This is a genomic window from Thermodesulfovibrio yellowstonii DSM 11347, from assembly GCF_000020985.1.
Lineage (GTDB): Bacteria > Nitrospirota > Thermodesulfovibrionia > Thermodesulfovibrionales > Thermodesulfovibrionaceae > Thermodesulfovibrio > Thermodesulfovibrio yellowstonii.
In genome coordinates this window covers 289823-306643 of sequence record NC_011296.1, presented here as the reverse complement: position 1 = coordinate 306643, position 16821 = coordinate 289823, and the positions used below count along the sequence as shown (strand labels likewise).

Below are 16821 nucleotides of genomic sequence, written 5' to 3'. Positions count from 1 at the left end.
TACTTGCTTGTCAATGAACAGAGATATGGTAGGATAGAAAAAAATCATCAGGCGGGTCAAGACTCCTTGAGTGCTTTTTGGATTTTTCTTTTAATAGTGACAACAATATCGTCAACTTCAGGATTTCTACTCAGTCGGTTCTGAATAAATTGGTCAATGTCTTCTTTTCTGAATCGGATTCTTTTCTGCAGTCTCACGTATGGAATAATTCCCTGTTTGATATAGTGGTAGAGGGTTCTTTTTGTGATTTTGAGAATTTGAGTTACTTCATTTGGAGTAAGTAGTTCCATTTACACTCCCTTAAGTGCAAAGGTTTTATTGCAGGAGTTGCAAACATATCTAAGCCTGCCATTCACTAACTTCCGTGCCATAACAGTTTGACAATGAGGACACTTCTTTAGTTGAGCATTGCTTTTATTGAGCACTGACTTAATCCACTGGTGGCATTCCTGAGCAGAGACAAACTCTGGCTCAGGTATGCCGTAGTATCTGGCTAAAGCGTTTGCGATAGCAAAGGCTTTCTCATTCATAGCCTTTTCTCCTCTTCCGAAAACGAAACCGTTTCGTTTTCGGTGATAGATAGCAAAGGCTTTCTTATTCATTTCTCTGCTCCTTTCTTAAGTGAAAATCAACAGTCTGGCAAAGTTTCTCTATCCGTTCCTTTTCCTCTTGAATCATTCCCTCTTTAGTCCTTTGATAGGCTTTCAGGAAAAGATAGATTGAACCTACAAAAGAGACAAGAACCGTAAGAGCATAGCCTAAACCAAAATCCTTGAAAAATGAGGATAGGTTAAAACCTGTAAGCAATACTGCTGCAAGGGTTTTTCCTGGTGCATAAGTGAGAAAGCCTTTTAGCACTGGTCTAAGCGTGTCTGTCCACATTTCCTTTAGGTCTGCATACATGTCTTTAAATGCTTTTTTCATTGCTTTACCTCCTCAAATGTTGCTTCTATATTTATTAATGCAGTTTCTCTCTTTGTCTTTTTCTCTGCTTTCTTTTTTATGTCGTAAAATTTCAAAGCATCTAAGATATGGCATTCCCTGCATGGCTTTCTGAACAGGAAATATGGCTCATAAAGGGTAATACAGTATCCCTCTTTCTGTTTGGTCTCCCAGTTACAGCATGTTTTAGCTATCTGGTAGTTCTCATGACTACCATATTCGGTCTCAAAATCCCCCTTAGAAGTTTTTTTAAAGCCTTTTAGAGACTCAAAAGTATTATCATGAGTATTAACATAGCGGTGGATTTTGCTAACAGAATTTCTTTTCTGTTGCATAAGGGTTTTCATATAGTTTTTGCGATATTCTTTCTGGCATTTCAGGCTACAGAAGTTTTTCAGGTTGTAGGTGGGATAGAATTCTTTTTGACAGTTTTTGCATTTTTTCATAAATTTACCTCCTCAAATGGGCTTCTATATTTATTAATGCAGTCTGGGTAGGAATAAAATTTTATAGGTGGTAAAATATAGAAGTGAGCGTTGATAAGAAATTTTTGAAAAAGCTTTTATCAGGGCTGGTAGACAGGAATCTGAGGTTTGAGGATTTGAGAAAATTGTTAAGAGATTTTGGATTTCAGGAAAGGATTAAAGGAAGTCATCACATATTTTTCAAATCTGGTATTGAAGAGATAATAAACCTGCAACCTTTAGAGAATGGGAAAGCTAAGCCATATCAGGTGAAACAGGTAAGAAACCTGATATTGAAATATAAACTCCATAAGGGGGTAGCAGATGTATAAATATGAGATAATAATTTACTGGTCAGAGGAAGACGAAGCATTTATAGCTGAAGTTCCAGAACTTCCCGGGTGCATGGCAGATGGAAAGACTTATGAAGAAGCTTTAACAAATGCTCAGGTAGCGATAGAGGAATGGATTGAGACAGCTAAGGAGATAGGAAGAGAGATTCCGATACCAAGGGGTAGGCTTGCTTTTGCTTAAAACAGGGTGAATTGAATTGTTTTTTGAATGTATTGAGCGTGAACGATTTCGTGTTTGTGAAATCGTTCACAAGATTTACACAAATCAAGTGCCTCTATGAGTCCTCTTTTTCTCACATTATTGTATTCTCCTTTAAGCATGCACCATAGACAGTAATTGTATTTTTGAACTATTTCTGAGTATCTGTCTATGTTCTCTTTCATAAATTCGGTAATATAGGGTTGACAGGAAAAGCATTCAGGATGAGTACTCAGAAAATTTTCAACTTCAGTTTGGTTTTCAAAATTTTTGCTTTTCAATAAACATTTGTTCATCTTTTTATTCAAATAGAGAATATTGTTTTTTTATAAACTTTTCAGCCTCTGTGACAGCCTCTGCAATTATGCAGCTTATCTGGTCTTTGTTTAGCTGCTGTCTGAGAATATTTTTCCTAATCACATATATAAGAGCCTCAAGGTCATCTCCGTGAAACTCAACAAATTTAGGGGTGATTTTGAGTTCCTTACATGCTTTGTATCGGCATTTTCCGTCAAGTATCTGTCCTTCGTATAGAGTGATAGGCTCAATCAGTCCATGCTTTTTAATGTCTTCTTTTAATGCTTTAAATTCTTCATCAGTCATCCATGGTAAGAGATAACAAAATGGATGAATCAATATTTCTTTCATAGCTTACCTCCTCCTTTGTTGTGTTTTTTATATCAATCCTTTCTCCCTCAGTAGCTGTCTTGCCTCAAGATTACTGAATCTGAGATACATGGCGGTGGAATTCAGGCTTGCATGGCCTAAGAGGCTTTGGACCATAGTGATAGGTATTCCTGCTTTAAGGAGTTCCATAGCTCTTGTGTGTCTGAGTATATGAGGGTGGGCTTTTTTTCTATCTAAGCCTGTCTGGGTGGCTATTTCGGCAAATTTCTTTCTGAAGTTGAATCGGTCAAGCCTGAAGACTTTCCCTTTCATGTCTGGATACTCAGCAAGGTAGCGGGCTATCTCTGCCACAAGCTGGGGTGGAACTGGAACAACTCTGGCTGTGGGTCGTTTTTGTTTTAAAGTCGGTATAGTGATTTCAGAGTTTCTGAAGTCTATGTCTCTGTCATCCCTTAATAGCAAAACCTCTCCATGCCTTGCTCCTGTGAATCTCAAAGCTAAGAAGGTCAGGAAATACTGTCCTCGGGCTTTTCTTCGGGCTTTCTTTTGCTTTGAGTCATAGTAGTTAAGCCATGCCTGTGTAAAGCGATTCAGTTCCTCTTCTGAAAGGTAAAAGATAGGTCTTGCAGGGGTTAGGTTGGGTTTAAAGACAATCAAAGACATAAACCACCTCCTGAAAAGTTTTTTAAAGTGCCATGCACTCTATATATATTTAATGCACTTTCTCAGAATACATTTTTAGGTATGTATGTTCTCTTTAAGGTCTCAAAAAAAGGGTCAAAAGAGGTGTTTTTAGAGGGATAACTACCTAAAAATAGTGTTTTAGGGTAGTGAGAGCCACCGATGGTGAGAGTTCAAGGTATCTCGGCAAGCGAGCGGAGAGCACCATCGAGGCTAAATCAATCGGTTGTCTGGTATGAAACTAACATATTGGCACTGCTTTAGCGAGCGGTCGGTGGTTGGGTGGTTTGCTTCCGTTTGCAGGGGTATACCTAACTAACTATGGGTCAAGGCAAAAAATCGTCTCTAAATCGATTCTACGAAGCCACCCAGGGGGGTGGCCCTGGGCGGGGGTTATTGATTTTTTAGTTTTTTAATAAATTTGTTCAAATCGTAGTCATAATAATGTATCATTAAGATTTCCACTGCCAATGCATTTAAAACAGGATGGTCTTGCAAATATGAGTCTTTTGCAAAGTAAACTCCACCAGAAGAAGCAAACAAATACAGAAAAAGGTCTTTTTTGAAATCATAATTACTTTTACTGTTATCATGGATTTTGTCTAAAACAACAGGAATGCCGTTTTTTAGTGCAAAAAGTTGAAGCATCCCTTTACCATATTTTGCATCCCTCTCAATTTCCTCAATTTTTTCTTCTCTAATTTTTTGAAAAAATGTTGGATTATTGGAAACCGATTTCGTCAAAAAAACTAAAATGTTGGGGTCGTTAATGATATATTTTTTTGTTATATCCCTAATCAGCTGAATAAAAGTATTCACTGCTATATCATTTTGTTGTTGCTGCGATTCCGACCCTGAAGCAGTAATATCTTTTGAGTTTAAATATTTTTGCTTTGTAAAACTTTCCAGTATTTTTTTCTTCAATTCAAAAACAGGAGTTTGTGCTGAAACAAGAGTTGGTGGATCATATATTTTGTTATATTTATACTCAAGGTCAACAAAACCACTGTTAAGCGTTACTAAAACTGTTTTTAAATCCAATGTTGCTTTCCACAAAACAGGTTCAGTTTGATATAGTATATGTTTTGGTTTCACCAGGACCAATGTGGGCAAAATATATCCTTGAAATTTTTCAGAAATTTTTACATCAACCTGATTTTCTGGTGAAGCTAAACTTTGAAGCAACGTTTTTTCTTTCTCTGGTTCTTCTTTTAATGTTAGAAAGGCAGCGACTGTTCTGCAATCAACTTTTTCAGTATCGCAGAATAAGACAACTGCCTCAGAATTTGAAACAGTTATTAATAACATAATAAACATAAACAAAAAGATAATAAACTTTTTCATTGTCTTACCTCCTTTTTTTTCTGAGCTTTACAAAAACAATTCCCACTATACCTACAACAACAACTCCTGCCAGTGTAAAAAAGAGCCACTTTGAGCCAGTAGTGGTGGTAGACTGAACAAACTTTTTCGTGACAAGAGAGTCTTTTTTGGCAAGAGCTTGTTCAAGCTCCTGGTTTTCTTTATCTGTAGCTTTGTTGGTTGTGGCTACTATTGAGGCTTTCAGGTATTCGTCACGGATTTCATTCTGTTTTTGCTTTATCTGCTTATCGTCCACTTTCAAGTTTTTGTCTGTATTATATTTTATCGCTGCAAGATTTTTGTCTTGTTGAGCTATCTCTGCAGTGGTTTTTGAGGTCAGGGTTTGATACTTAGGATAGACTTTCTGAATCTCGCTGTCTACAAAATGCTTGACTTCCTCAAATTCTTTCCAATTCGTCAATAACTCACTGAAGAGCACTGCCTGAGCCCATGCTGCGTCTTTCGCCAATTGGTTATATGCTGCTTGCTCCACAAGGGTGTAAAGGAATTTGGCTCTATTTAGCATGTCGTTAGAGCTTGAAAAATCAATGTCTTCTGGTTTGATACTTTTATAGATAGTAAAAGCATGAATAAGATCATCGCTTCTATCACTGTAATAAGCCTTAAAAAACAAGTCAACTGCAGAAGCTATACAAAAAGGATATGAAGCCCAAAAAGGTCCCATGAGACCCCTGGCAAGGAATACATGAAACTGAGGGGTTACGTTCAACTCTGTGCCTCGCTCTCGGGATTCTGACTGGGTCATACTACGTTCTTTTGAGATGCCTCTCTCCTTTCCTACTCCAAAGGATGAATTCAGGAATTCCTGAGCTGCACTGACAAGGCTGTTGCTTGATTTTCGAAGAGATTGACTTTCCTTGATTGTGCTTGAAATGCTTTCTGAAAGTTTTTTGAGGTTTGTGATTTTCAAGGGTAACTCAGAACTGTAGATTTGAATATTAGAAGGGTCTTCTCCATGTAGCACTTTCCAACTCCAGCATACACTGCCACCCTTGCAGCTTGTAGGTGCAACATTTGAACCAACACTGTTGTAAAACCTTTCGTCTAAGTAAAATATAACTGTATCGGCTGGCTTGAAGAGGTGACAGTTTGGGTATACAAAGTTGGGTAAAAGGAGTCTCGTAAGAGTATACTTTTGTTGTACCTGATCTTGTGGTTGTTCTGCACAAATAGGAATTGGCAAAAGGAAAATCAAACTCATAATTGTTGCCAATATTTTTTTCATCTTTTTACCTCCTTTTTTGAATTTTTAAATCAGGCAGGCTCTAAGGCCTGCCTTTGGGTTATTTTTTCATATCAATAACTGCCTTGTAGCCTGTATAGCCCTTTTTTGTGCACTGTGGAAAACTGCACTCAACTATCACTCTGTCCACTCCCTGCTTTTCCTCTGCTGTTGATATTATCATTTGCTGTACTCCCTCTAAAGTATCGGAGATTAAAGTTTCACATGGTGTTTTTTGGAGTGAATTGTAGCATACTGTGCAAACGTATTCAACTGCATTTTTCTCAGCCGGCGGTTCTGCAAAAACAACTCCTGCAAGACCCACTACTAATACTAAAACAATAGCAACAGTTCTCACTATTTCACCTCCTTTCCTAAAAGATTACCAGTGCAAAAAGCACTGTGAATGTGAATGTAACCCCAAACTGTCTTTTAGCTTTAAATAGAGCTTTTTCATAGTCAAGTCCTACAAGGTCACAGTATTTTTTGAAAGAGAACTCCCTGCATTCTTCTGTTGGCAAACTTGAACGAAAGACAAGGTAATAGATATACTCTTTCATTGCCTGCCCTCCTTTCCCTCTCTCATTCTTCTTTGTTTCTCTACTTCCATTCCAAGCCAATTTAGAAATCCAAGCCCAAAGATTGCAATCAGAAGACAAATGTAGAAGAGCTTGACAAAGAAATCCACGATTTGGTTAATTAGATTTGCAATTACTTCAATCATTTTTTACCTCCTTTGTTGGTTTTGGGACTGCTATATGCAGTCCCTTTACTATTATTAATGCAACTTAGAAAGGTTCTTCAGTCTGTTCCTTTTCTTTTCTCTCTTTTACAGTTAACCAGCCATCCCATGTTGTGCTTACAGGAATAAAATCAAGTTTTATAGAGAATCCCTTTTCCTTTTCCAGTAGAACTCCAATTCTTGCCCATTTTGCCTTTTCTCCATTTTCAGTTACTGTGCTGTCAACTTTTGCTAAAAGGTCGTAAACTTTCACTGTCTCACCTCCTTTCCTGCCTCTTCCAATGCTTTCTCAAAATTCTGCTCAAACTTCTCAATTTTCTGCTCTTTCTGCTTTTTCTTCTCTTCAAGCTCTTTCTGTTTCTGCTCTGCCACTTTTGCACGTTCCTCATATTTCTGCCTATTGGTAGTAAAAGGACTTTCTGCTTTAAATTCATTCCATTCCTGTTCAAATTTCAAACTCTCTTTTTCAATTTCTGTGTCAAGCTTGCTTTGTTGCATGACTACATAGTAAAAAATCAGCCCTGCCAATGGAGCTGCAATGATTGCTATCTTGAAAAGATTTGTCATGCTACTACCTCCTTTCTCTTAGTTTTTCTGTTATATATAATGCTTTCAATTCTTGCTCTGTTTGGCTGAGTGGCTATTTGAAAGCAGAGCATGTATATCTCTGACTTAAATTCGTCTGCTACGTTCTTTGTGTATCTTGAAAACTCACTAAAAAACCTTGCTGGATTGTGTCTAAGTACATTCAAAGCTGCATGAGTCATTCCAAGCTCAAGAAGCCTTTCGTAATCATCTGCACGCAGACCAAAGAAATGTGGTTTAGTTTTCTGCTTTTTCATCTTTCTCCTCTCCTTTCTTTGCTATTGCTTTGTCTTTACACTGTTGCATGGCGGGGTAATACTGGCATAAATCTTCCATCACAAGAGGTTTAGGCAACTCATACTGGAATGGCTTTGTGAAGTCAATTAGTTTTGTTGTGTCTACCTGTCTTTGTGCCTGTTGGCTCTGAAAAGCTTTCTCTGGCTGTTTGAGTATCTCTACTGCCTGCTTGGTCACTTCTTGCATGTGTTTTGACTCTGCAAGCTTGTCAAGTTCACTAACTCCATATCCAGCTGCAAGTCCTGTCAAAGCAAGTGCCACCAGTCTGGCTGCAAGTTGCTCTTTTGTAGGTATCATTTTTTACCTCCTTAAGAGGGATTAGGGACTCAGGATGAGTCCCTCTACTATAATTAATGCAGTCACCAATCACTTGATTACCTGCTCCTGAGCCTGTTCTGACTGTTCCGATACAGTTGCTATTCTGAACCTGTTTTCATCAGGAATATAGCTTGGCTGGGTATCTGGGTATATTTTCAGGTCTATTCGGCTTTTTGATATTGGGTACTCACCAATCTTGATGTAGAAATGAAATACAGGAAGTAAAGCAAACTCACTTGGAAGAATTAGCCTGTCTGTCTTTCTCCGTCTTGTAAGGCTTAATCCATCTCTGAGGTCTGCTGGTCCCATAGAGAGAGATTCATCAGTTTCAAGAATCTCCCTATCACCAAGAAACTTTGAAAGATACTCACTTGTGTTTACATCCTGCACTGCAAAGGCTACCGTAGTTGTGCAGTTGTTTATGATTGTGTTCATGGTTCGGTTGCCATATTCTTTCTCTATCTGGTTGATATCCTGCGTGGCTATCCAGAGAGAGATCCCCTTACTTCTACCTCTCTCAAGGAAGTCTACAAACTTTGGCATTCTCTGAAGTGAGGCAAATTCATCTAAGACAAAGAATAATCGTCTTTCTCTATCATCTGGCAAAGTCAAGGCTGCATTGCCAAGTTGTTCAAGAAGGACTGAAGCAAGAGGCTTTAGCACGTTTTTGATTTTGTCATAGTTCACCAAGAAAAGAAATCCACTGTCTTGTTTGGTTAACCAGTCCTGAATTTTGAAACTACTCTGGTGGTGTTCTACATACTTAAAACAGTTACTGTATTTCTTCATGGTGGAAATAATATCACTTGCTGATTTCACTCCTTTTTCGTATCCCTCAAGCAATCCTAAACCTCTTTTGCAGTCATCAAGTTTGTAGTGGTTCACTGCTGTCTTTAAGGTTTCAATCACTCCTGCCTCTCCCTGTGAAACTGTTTGCCATAAAGCAGACATGGTTCTTTGGTTGGTGGCATAAAGATAATAGAGGATAGAATAAAAAACCTCTCTTGCTCCTGTTATGAAATATTCATCTTCATGCCCACTTGGTACTGGTGGAATCAGAGAATAAGCGAAAGACTCAATGTCACTAACAAGATAGAGTTCATCAAATATGTTCCAATGTAGGGTTCGGCTATCAAGAGGGTTGAATATGAGGTCTTTTTCTGGATTGTAGAATTTTGCTATATAGTCTCCTTTGGTGTCATAGATTACTGCCTTATGCTTTTTTTGTCTAATTTTTTCTATAACCTGATTCAACATTGTGGTTTTTCCTGAACCACTCTTACCTACCACAAAGAAGTGTGTCGTCTCATACTGCTTTGGTATCGGTATTCTGCCTATATGAAATATTCCGATTTGAGGATGGTCTCTCCTTATAAGCGATATTAATTCAGATGGCTCAACTATCCTCTGCCCTCTCATGTGTTCATCTTTTACTATTGCCTTTGCTTTCAACTTAAACTTAGTAAGCAATATCGGATACAGTAGCCATACAGGAGTGGCAAGAAGAAATATCCAGAAGCCTTTTTTGAATAAAACCTCTAATGCCTTTGGCCATAACTGCACATAAAAACCAGTGAAAACCTGAATCACTGTTCCAAGCAGTTTTGGCTGAAATAAAATCATATAAACTGCAGGAATAAGCAAGTGAATAAGTAACACTATCATGAACGTGTAAACGTGCATCTTAAAACTCATCTGCAACTCATGAAACCACTTTTCAAAGCCTTTATAGGTTTTTGCCTCTTTGTAACCCTCTTTCATACAGTCTTACCTCCCAAAGTCTTTTTTAATTTTTTCATACATGTCCCTGATATCATTCAATGTGCACTCAGAGTCGGTTAGCTTGCTTTCAAGTGCCTTTCCAAGAGAGGCATAAAAAGCCCTCTCTGCCTCTCTCATCTGTTTCTGAATTTCCCTCATTCTCTTCTGAAGTTTAGAAATGTTCCTTTTCACTCTACTCACCCCCTTTCATGGTGGCTAAAATGTCCTGAAATACTTTTTCATTTTCCAGAAGATAACTGAGTTCAGACTTTTTCACTACTTCAACTATCTCATGCATATCAGGAATAATGTCATATCCTTTCTCACGAAGAAGAACCCTAACTTTTTCTGCCTCTTTTCTCCAGAAATCTTTCATACTATCACCCCCTTTCTGATATATATAATGCAGTTCACTTACTCAGATTTCTTTAAGCCAAAAATTTCATAAAGAGTCCCACCAAATACCTCTCTCTCATGGCGTTCAAAAAAGTTCATCAGGCTGTGCTTGGTTGCCTCTGGAATGCTTGAGTTGAGCAAAGTATTTCGTGCCACTAAATAGACTGCAAAAATGAGGTTTCTCAACTCCTCTAACCTTTCACTCTGTAACTGCTGCACCGGCAGGGTCTGTGGCTGTGAGTCTGAGAGGTTCTCTATCTTCTGAATGAGTCGGTTCAAGAGGTTTGTATCCCTTAGTTCTTGCTTAAGTCCATTTAAAAGAATCTCTCTTGCCAGTGTGCTTATTCCCTTACCAGAGTTCTTAGCCATTCTCTCAATCAATTCATAATCACTTTCACTCATATAAATCCTTACATACTTAGCCATCCTTTAATCCTCCTTTCTTATTGTTCTCTACTATTAATTAATGCAACTTTTCCCTAATAGGAGAATCTCCTATGTTTTCTTGAAAACTATATCTCCTATGTCGTAAACCTTTGGTAGTATTACCTTTAAGCCTCATCAAAAACCTTAATCTCCTATTACTATGCTTAAAAACTCCAAAAACCGATAAAGCCTTGTCTGGCTTGGTTCTGGCGTGGGTCTGGCAAAAATTCCAACCTCAACCGAAGGTTGCGGGTGGTGTGGTGGAAAAAGCGGGGGTTTGGGGGATTCCCCCGAATGCACGTCTGAACCAGTGGTTATGAAGGTGATTGAACCTTAAAAACCACTGGTGAGGAAGTGCATAGTTCCCCCCTCACATGAACCATGCCGAGAGTTCGAGGTATCTCGGCAAGCGAGCGGAGAGCACCATCGAGGCTAAATCAATCGGTTGTCTGTAACAAAGCTAACATATTGGCACTGCTTTAGCGAGCGGTGGTTCATGTGAGGGGTATGCTCTGAGGTGCTCGATGCACCGAAGGAGCATGAACTACCTGCCTCGTTCCATTGAGACTGAGGCTGTCTTATCCTGAGAGGGGTTGGTTGATTTTTCATGACTTTGTGACTGGGATTTTTCGATAGACTGGGCAGGTTTGTAGACCGTAACTTCTTTGGAATCTGATTCCTTAGTTTTGATTGTTATTTTATGTTCAGAAATAATGTTGCCATCCAGACTTCTTTTTATCCCCTCTGATATAGCTTTTGTGTGAACTTCATTGTTGAGTTCATTTCGGATGTCAGTTTTTGAAATGTAGTCCTTTTCCTTTTTGTTTCCCTGTTCCTGTGCTTTTATTTTTTTCCATTCTTCTTTAAGCTGTTGGACCACTTTTTCTTTCTCTTTGCCATATGCTTCTTTTACCCGTTCTGTGTCAACCCCATACAAAGAGGTTTTTTGCCATGCACCATATAGTTTTTTGTCTGTTGAAACTGTAACAGGAATAACCCAGCCAGATCTGAACATTTTGTGCATAGCTTGGTCTATTTTGTCCTTTCCGAGTCCTGTATTTGAAACGAGGTCTTTGGATGAGAAATAAGCTGTAGATTCATTCTGATATTTCACTCCGATTTTTTCTGCCATAGCCTTTTCCATATATATATCCTTTTTGGTAGTATATAGCACCGAAGAATACTTTTCATTTTGAGGTGGATTTTGCATAGCAACAACAGAGCCATTGTGGGTATCCATATACTCCTTAACCCTTTGAAACTCTTCATGTGTAATATCGTATTGAATATTTCGGTTCAACATAGAATGCATTTTTAGAACCTCCCTGTCTATCTGAACATTTTGTTGGGCCAGACTATGTTCTTGCTGCTGTTGTGACTGCTGCATTCGTTCTGTCATAAAACGAATGGTCTGCATGACTCTTTGAATCTCTGTTTCTCTCATCTGATGTTGCACTCTTTCAACACATGAAAAAAAGTATCCCTTTTTTTCATTCACTCCTGCATTTTTGAATTCGGACTGTAGCTTTTGTAATTGATCTTTTGTGAGATTTTTCCAGGGCGAAATGCCCTCTTTTTCAATATAAAATCTGACCAGTTGTTCGTCTGCTTTCTGAGGTATAGAGGCGATTGAATTAAGCCAATGTTGTTTAGAATTTTCATAGTCCTGTTTGTGACAGAAAATAGCTTCTAATTTTCCATCTGAATTTTTCTGAAAGCCTATCAGTTTGAGTGTTTTTTCTTCGTGTAGATACTTTTCAAGCCTTTGAGGATGGATATGGTGAATGTGAGATATGTTTTTGTGTAACTCTGACGCAGTGAAATATCCTTTTCCAGAGGTTTTTTCAGCAAAAACAGAAATGATTTCTCTATCCTGCCTGACATGTATAGAATCGTTGAGAAAGTGGAATCGTCCTTTATCGTCTTTTTTGTATCCCATGCTGCTTAGGTGTTTATATATAGTCCTGTCTGCTGCATCAACTCCGGAGCGTTTCAATTCTGCTTTTATGTCTTTTAGAGAAAAACTCCATTTAGAGGAATTTCTATATATGCTTTCTACTGCTTTAGATATAGCTTTCTGTTGTTCAGAAAGTTTTGAGGCTGAGATAAAGGTGATAGTCCTGGTTTTTTCATCGTAGGATTCTACACATATAAGTCCTTTATCCTGCATTTCTCTGGTGGTAGCTAATACAACTTCTTTACCTATCTGATTCTCTTTTGACCACTGGAATATCTCTTTATTGGTTGTTCTGTCTTTCTGAATGATAAACTCTCTAACATTCTGAGCCTGTGACTGCCATTTCTGCCACGTATTGGCGAGTACCTCGTTAAACCTATCCCCTGCTTGAACCATCTCCTGCCATTTCTGGATTGGTTCACGAATATGTTCATGGGATTTCTGCTCATACTCACGAACTTCTGATATTTTTTGCTGTTTTTCCTGTTGTTTCTGGACTATTTCTCTGGCCATATCCTGGATGTTCTTCATCTGGGCAGGAGTGAAGTATTTCTCAAGCTTAGGGGGTTCAACATGCTGGATAACAGGCTTCTGAGCTCCTACTGCTGCAATCTGCTGAACAGGAGATAGCTGGTGAGGTGCAAACTCCATACTCTGATCAAGAACTTTCTCTATGCCAAAAAGTCCTTTTTGTTTTTCTATTTTAAAGTAATGGATTCCATCTTTTGTAAGAGTATAGCCCTCAATGGTGGTCTTATCCCCTCTGACTCTCACATGCAGTTTTTGAATTCCTTTATGCCACTGTCCATTTTGGTCTTTTGTATAAACCTCGTAAGTCTTCCAGTAGTCTCTTCTTTTCTGGCCAGTGAGTTTTTCCAGGTCACGGTTTAGGTTATTCTTCCACCATGTTTTTATCTGATCTTTTAATGTCCATTTCTCAAATTTATCCCGAGTCTTTCCATTTAGCCAGTCCTTGAACTTTCTATCAACATAATTTGAATCCACCATTGCATTTGCTATTTTCTTAACAATGTTTGGCTTTTGAGGTTTCTGAACTGCTTTGAAATCTTTTTCACTGAAATTTTTAGCCCATTTTTGGTACTCTGATTTTTCGTAGTTTTTTATAGCCTCTGACGCCCAAAAAACTGATTCCTGGTATCTCTCTGATTGTTCTTTGCTCTCTTGTTTCTGAAATTGCCCTTCTCTTTCATTTTCAAATCCTTGCTCTTTTACCTGCTCTTGCTGTTGTTTGAAATTCTTATATATTTGCTCTTTTACGGTATTAAACACTTCCTCGTTGAATTTGTATGCCATCCTTTCTATTCTTTCCTTCGTTGCCTCTTCTGATGCTTTTTCAATGAATCTCTCTTTGCTCATAGTAGAGTATATAGTCGCATTCTGTTTTGCACGAGTGATTGAAACGAGGAAATTCTCATAGTTTCTTGTTTCAAACGCTATGACATTCTGGGTAGTTTTCCCTTGCATGTGATCAGCTGTCACTGCATAGCCATGCTGAAAATGAACACCCTGAGCAAGTTCTTCTTTTGTGAATGTTGTAGTTTTAGCTTTGTCTGAATCAAGTTTTGAAACTATAGTTATAGAACCATCCTCATTATTTATAGACTTCACATAAGCAAACTCAGAATTTGCAAAGTTTTTATTTCTATATGTATTATTGAATATCAATTTCTCTCCTTCTGCTATTTGAATGCTCTCATTCTGAAAAGCCTGAACCTTGTCACCAAGCTTTTCGATATTGAAAACTCTTTCTTTAACTTCACCTTTCTTTGTTGTATATTCTACTTTTAAAGTATTCTTGACAATATCAACTTCTTTCACGAAAAGCTCTTTTCCAACGCTAACTCCACCGCCCGAAGACATTACAAGTAATTTATCGCCAACATTGTAGCTACTTGCCTTTAGCCTCTCTACATTATCTAAATTCTTGTTTACCCACACATTTACCTCTATAGATTTAGCCCCTTTAAGCTCGCCATTCCGCAATTCTTCGCTGATTAAACTGTTTAAGATTTTAGCGTCCTGATTTGTAGCTACAGATATGGCAGAATTTTTATAGCCTTGACTTATATACTCTTTCGCTATCTCTCGCAGAATTTCCTTTTGTTGCTGCTCTATTTGCTTTTGATACTCCTCATATTTTTCACCGAGAACTTCTCTAATCCGAGATGGGTCAACCCCGAACAATCCAGTCTTTTGATATGCCCCATATTTCTTGCCATTTACCTCTACCTCTGTAGCTACTACCCAGCCCATTTTAATCATTTGCCTAATACTTTTTTTAGCTTGATCCTCTTTTATTCCATGAGGATTTTCACCTTCATGAAAACCGAAATCTTTGTAGAAAAAGAAAGCTTCTCTCTGTCCTGCGTCCTCTATGCCAAGTTTCTCTATTATTTCACGTTCAAACGGTGCAGATTTAAACTGCTGAACATATTGAGTAGCAGAGCCTTGACCTTCAAACATTTCTTTTACTTTTTCAAAGATTTCTCTATCTACTATATTGATTGGTTTATCGCTTTTAAGTGCATGCGTAGCAATTTCAAGAGCCGAATCCCTCTCTATAGTTTTGAAAGTAATTTTATTAAGTGCAGATTCAATGTTTTTGTGGTATATGTCATATACAGCACTCTTAAGCTCTTCGTTGCGTTGCCTTACAATATCAGTCATTTTGACGTGGTTGATTTTGTTTTCACGAATCAAAGCCGCAAATGGAGAGCCAGCCTGAACTCCAGGCAGCTGACGGTCATCACCAATAAATACTATCCGACAGCCTGATTCCCTTGTTTTATCCAGAATAGTCGACATGTCTTTAGTTGAGAGAAAACTTGCTTCATCAACGATTAGAATTGTCTTAGAGTCAAGGCTCTGCAGTGCCTTTGCAGAGTTCAAAAACTTTGCAGTAGTCATCGCTTCTATACCAACTTCTTTTAACTCGTTCACAGCCGTGTTTGTGTTAGATACTCCTATAAGCCGATATCCAGCTTCTTTAGCAATTTCATTAATTTTTCCAAGCTCTTTCGACATTTCGCCAACAAACGTTGTTTTTCCGACACCTGCCCAGCCTACAACGGCAGTGTATCTGTCAGTACTTTGAAGGATATGATTGATAGCTTCAAGTTGAGATTTGGTTAGCTTCTCATTTTCGTATCTCTGCTCTGTTATTTTTTCAACTGAACCTTTCCCCTCTTCAATGCTCTTTAATATGTTATGCTCCCATGCAATGACCTCCTGAGAAGTAAAATACTTTTCCTGATATGTTGCATTTGCTCTGTTATGCTGCTTATCTTGCACATACCCCATTTCAATAAGTCTCTCATTCTCCTTCACAGCCTGCACAAGCGTATCAGAATCCACTCGACCAGCACTGATTTGGAATGCAGCTTTAAAAAGATCAGATTGACTGAATGTTGAATTTCTATCTATGACTTCATCAATTGCTTTGTTGATTATCTCTTTCGCAAGTTCTTCTTTATTAGCTTGATTTAATTCTTGAGTTAGATTTTCTCTCTTTTCACTTACAAGCTTGATTATATCTTGTTGAGTTAATCCCTGTTCTTTTAAAGAGTCTTCAACTTGCTTGAAAAGCTCACCAATAGTCTTGCTCTGCTTTGATTGTCTAATTTCAAGATATGCATACTCCCTGAGTTGACTTTCAGTAGCATTCGGATATTTCTGAAGTAGCTCTTCTTTATGTTGCTCAAGATACTTGTCTATTAGCTCAGAAGTCCTCGCTATACCTTTCCAATGTTCTTCATTTAATCCAGCTATTTTTGTCACATATTCCTTACTATTGCCCTCTTTTACAAGTTCAGTATTTATTCCTTGCTGTTTAAGCTGATACGCTAACTGATTCTCAAGGTATGCTTCAAACATGTATTTATTGCTATAAATTGCATCAGAGTTAATTGCTTTCCAGTCACCATTTTCTGTCCTGGTGAAGTTGAAAAAAGAAATGTGGTTGTGTATTTGTGGGTCTAATCGTCCACAAAGATGGGTATTAACCAGAACGGTTGCATTGTCACTTGACTTTGAAATAGTTTCCCCATTCACAGTTTCACGATATTGAATATAGCCCTCTTTCTCAAGAAAGTTGACCAAATTTTTAGTTGCTTCATTCATACTGTTTGTTACAGTTTGCAGATTCTCTTCAGAGGTGAAAGCATAGAGTGTTACAGACTTATGAGGACTCCATACGAAGTCAAACCCCTGACGGTGATCTTTCTGTTCAAATTCCTTGCTAAGATAATTGCCTTGTAAGTCCCTTCCATTTGCAAAATTTTTGAAGTCCTCTGAAGTGATTTCATAGCCATCTTTTACCCCCAACTCTTGCCATCCCGAACCAATTTGAAAGCGTGTCTCTACTTCATTAGTTGAAACGTAGTAATTATCTTTTTCATACTGTTCAAGACTTTGGTAAATTTGACCAAAACTTAACATAGTTCACTCC

The 16821-nt window shown here is 38.1% G+C and carries 23 protein-coding genes; 2 read left to right on the top strand and 21 right to left on the bottom strand.

What is annotated here, in order from left to right; genetic code table 11:
• Positions 1-56: 56 nt before the first annotated feature.
• From THEYE_RS01550 to THEYE_RS01535, 4 genes are all read right to left on the bottom strand, one after another.
• The gene (locus tag THEYE_RS01550; protein ID WP_012545071.1) at positions 57-290 is read right to left on the bottom strand and encodes a helix-turn-helix domain-containing protein; all 234 of its coding nucleotides are present in this window, start codon (positions 288-290) and stop codon (positions 57-59) included.
• Positions 291-530, bottom strand: coding sequence for a hypothetical protein (locus THEYE_RS01545; protein ID WP_012545981.1), 240 nt, complete (start codon positions 528-530; stop codon positions 291-293).
• Positions 531-594: 64 nt separating this feature from the next.
• A complete protein-coding gene (locus tag THEYE_RS01540) occupies positions 595-924 on the bottom strand; it encodes a hypothetical protein (protein ID WP_012545986.1) in 330 nt (109 codons plus the stop codon).
• Complete coding sequence (locus THEYE_RS01535; RefSeq protein WP_012546089.1) at positions 921-1388, bottom strand: hypothetical protein; 468 nt, start codon at positions 1386-1388, stop codon at positions 921-923. The genes THEYE_RS01540 and THEYE_RS01535 overlap by 4 nt, the downstream gene beginning before the upstream one ends.
• 83 nt (positions 1389-1471) lie before the next feature.
• Between THEYE_RS01535 and THEYE_RS01530 the strand changes: the two genes are divergently transcribed.
• Positions 1472-1738: a type II toxin-antitoxin system HicA family toxin gene (locus THEYE_RS01530; RefSeq protein ID WP_012546699.1), complete on the top strand. Its 267-nt coding sequence runs from the start codon at positions 1472-1474 to the stop codon at positions 1736-1738.
• Complete coding sequence (locus THEYE_RS01525; RefSeq protein ID WP_012545347.1) at positions 1731-1940, top strand: type II toxin-antitoxin system HicB family antitoxin; 210 nt, start codon at positions 1731-1733, stop codon at positions 1938-1940. The genes THEYE_RS01530 and THEYE_RS01525 overlap by 8 nt, the downstream gene beginning before the upstream one ends.
• Here THEYE_RS01525 and THEYE_RS01520 read toward each other — a convergent pair.
• From THEYE_RS01520 to mobF, 17 genes are all read right to left on the bottom strand, one after another.
• Complete coding sequence (locus THEYE_RS01520) at positions 1937-2254, bottom strand: hypothetical protein (protein ID WP_164924806.1); 318 nt, start codon at positions 2252-2254, stop codon at positions 1937-1939. The two genes, THEYE_RS01525 and THEYE_RS01520, sit on opposite strands and share 4 nt — an antisense overlap.
• 4 nt (positions 2255-2258) lie before the next feature.
• Positions 2259-2606: a ParB N-terminal domain-containing protein gene (locus tag THEYE_RS01515; protein WP_012546246.1), complete on the bottom strand. Its 348-nt coding sequence runs from the start codon at positions 2604-2606 to the stop codon at positions 2259-2261.
• Positions 2607-2633: 27 nt separating this feature from the next.
• Positions 2634-3248: a tyrosine-type recombinase/integrase gene (locus THEYE_RS01510; RefSeq protein ID WP_012545136.1), complete on the bottom strand. Its 615-nt coding sequence runs from the start codon at positions 3246-3248 to the stop codon at positions 2634-2636.
• Positions 3249-3659: 411 nt separating this feature from the next.
• A complete protein-coding gene (locus THEYE_RS01505; protein WP_012545944.1) occupies positions 3660-4610 on the bottom strand; it encodes a hypothetical protein in 951 nt (316 codons plus the stop codon).
• 4 nt (positions 4611-4614) lie between these two features.
• Positions 4615-5874, bottom strand: a complete 1260-nt coding sequence (locus tag THEYE_RS01500; RefSeq protein WP_012546676.1) for a hypothetical protein — start codon at positions 5872-5874, stop codon at positions 4615-4617.
• A 58-nt stretch (positions 5875-5932) separates the two neighbouring features.
• Positions 5933-6229, bottom strand: a complete 297-nt coding sequence (locus THEYE_RS01495) for a hypothetical protein (protein WP_012545273.1) — start codon at positions 6227-6229, stop codon at positions 5933-5935.
• Between the two features lie 16 nt (positions 6230-6245).
• Positions 6246-6431 carry a hypothetical protein gene (locus THEYE_RS01490; RefSeq protein ID WP_012545443.1) on the bottom strand — a complete coding sequence of 62 codons (186 nt, stop codon included), beginning with the start codon at positions 6429-6431 and terminating at the stop codon, positions 6246-6248.
• Complete coding sequence (locus tag THEYE_RS01485) at positions 6428-6595, bottom strand: cytochrome c oxidase subunit II (RefSeq protein ID WP_012546579.1); 168 nt, start codon at positions 6593-6595, stop codon at positions 6428-6430. Before THEYE_RS01485 ends, THEYE_RS01490 begins: the two co-directional genes overlap by 4 nt.
• A 64-nt stretch (positions 6596-6659) precedes the next feature.
• Positions 6660-6866, bottom strand: coding sequence for a hypothetical protein (locus tag THEYE_RS01480; protein ID WP_012546055.1), 207 nt, complete (start codon positions 6864-6866; stop codon positions 6660-6662).
• Entirely contained in the window at positions 6863-7180 is a 318-nt protein-coding gene (locus THEYE_RS01475) for a hypothetical protein (protein ID WP_012545217.1), read from the bottom strand. The genes THEYE_RS01480 and THEYE_RS01475 overlap by 4 nt, the downstream gene beginning before the upstream one ends.
• Positions 7177-7455, bottom strand: coding sequence for a hypothetical protein (locus THEYE_RS01470; protein ID WP_012546550.1), 279 nt, complete (start codon positions 7453-7455; stop codon positions 7177-7179). Before THEYE_RS01470 ends, THEYE_RS01475 begins: the two co-directional genes overlap by 4 nt.
• The gene (locus tag THEYE_RS01465; RefSeq protein WP_012545789.1) at positions 7436-7792 is read right to left on the bottom strand and encodes a hypothetical protein; all 357 of its coding nucleotides are present in this window, start codon (positions 7790-7792) and stop codon (positions 7436-7438) included. The genes THEYE_RS01470 and THEYE_RS01465 overlap by 20 nt, the downstream gene beginning before the upstream one ends.
• Positions 7793-7861: 69 nt before the next feature.
• Entirely contained in the window at positions 7862-9574 is a 1713-nt protein-coding gene (locus tag THEYE_RS01460; protein WP_012545499.1) for a type IV secretion system DNA-binding domain-containing protein, read from the bottom strand.
• 6 nt (positions 9575-9580) lie between these two features.
• Positions 9581-9766 carry a hypothetical protein gene (locus THEYE_RS01455; protein ID WP_012546618.1) on the bottom strand — a complete coding sequence of 62 codons (186 nt, stop codon included), beginning with the start codon at positions 9764-9766 and terminating at the stop codon, positions 9581-9583.
• A gap of 1 nt (position 9767) precedes the next feature.
• Positions 9768-9950 carry a hypothetical protein gene (locus THEYE_RS01450; protein ID WP_012545182.1) on the bottom strand — a complete coding sequence of 61 codons (183 nt, stop codon included), beginning with the start codon at positions 9948-9950 and terminating at the stop codon, positions 9768-9770.
• Positions 9951-9988: 38 nt separating this feature from the next.
• Positions 9989-10396: a plasmid mobilization protein gene (locus THEYE_RS01445; RefSeq protein WP_012546322.1), complete on the bottom strand. Its 408-nt coding sequence runs from the start codon at positions 10394-10396 to the stop codon at positions 9989-9991.
• 544 nt (positions 10397-10940) lie between these two features.
• Complete coding sequence (gene mobF, locus THEYE_RS01440) at positions 10941-16811, bottom strand: MobF family relaxase (protein ID WP_164924805.1); 5871 nt, start codon at positions 16809-16811, stop codon at positions 10941-10943.
• Positions 16812-16821: the final 10 nt, after the last annotated feature.